This window comes from Spiribacter onubensis (genome assembly GCF_040838425.1).
GTDB lineage: Bacteria > Pseudomonadota > Gammaproteobacteria > Nitrococcales > Nitrococcaceae > Spiribacter > Spiribacter onubensis.
On the sequence record NZ_JBAKFI010000017.1, the window covers coordinates 1 to 955 of the forward strand.

The following is a 955-nucleotide window of genomic DNA, read 5'->3' on the forward strand; positions in this document are numbered from 1 at the left end:
GACTGCCCCGGGCACGCGGACTATGTGAAGAACATGATCACCGGTGCCGCGCAGATGGACGGTGCCATTCTGGTGGTTTCGGCGGCGGATGGCCCGATGCCGCAGACGCGGGAGCACATCCTGCTCGCCCGCCAGGTGGGTGTGCCGGCGATGGTGGTGTTCCTGAACAAGGCGGACATGGTCGACGACGCCGAGCTGCTCGAGCTCGTCGAGATGGAGGTCCGTGAGCTGCTCTCGAGCTACGACTTCCCGGGTGATGACATTCCGATCACCACCGGCTCGGCGCTGAAGGCGCTCGAGGGGGATACGGGTGAGATGGGCTCGCAGGCGATCGTGCAGCTCGTCGAGTCGATGGATGAGTACATTCCCGAGCCGGAGCGTGCGGTGGACGGTGCGTTCCTGATGCCGATCGAGGATGTGTTCTCGATCTCGGGCCGCGGCACCGTGGTGACGGGTCGTGTCGAGCGCGGCATCGTCAAGACCGGCGAGGAAGTGGAGATCGTGGGCATCAAGGAGACCACCAAGACCGTGGTCACGGGTGTCGAGATGTTCCGCAAGCTGCTCGATGAGGGGCGCGCCGGGGATAACATCGGTGCGCTGCTGCGTGGCACCAAGCGTGATGAGGTCGAGCGAGGCCAGGTGCTGTGCAAGCCCGGTTCGATCACGCCGCACACCAAGTTCGAGTGCGAGGTGTATGTCCTCGGCAAGGACGAGGGTGGTCGTCACACGCCGTTCTTTGATGGCTACCGGCCGCAGTTCTACTTCCGCACGACCGATGTCACCGGCGCCTGTGACCTGCCCTCGGGCACGGAGATGGTGATGCCGGGTGATAACGTGCAGATGACGGTCTCGCTGATCGCGCCGATCGCGATGGAAGAGGGCCTGCGCTTCGCGGTCCGCGAGGGCGGCCGCACCGTCGGTGCCGGCGTCGTCTCCAAGATCCTCGAGTAATCGG

At 65.0% G+C, this 955-nt stretch carries 1 protein-coding gene; it reads left to right on the top strand.

Annotation, left to right across the window (positions count from 1 at the left end; all coding sequences use genetic code 11):
* Positions 1-951, top strand: a 951-nt coding sequence (gene tuf, locus V6X63_RS10645; protein ID WP_367978925.1) for an elongation factor Tu, incomplete at its 5' end; no start/stop codon positions are given.
* Between the last annotated feature and the right edge of the window lie 4 nt (positions 952-955).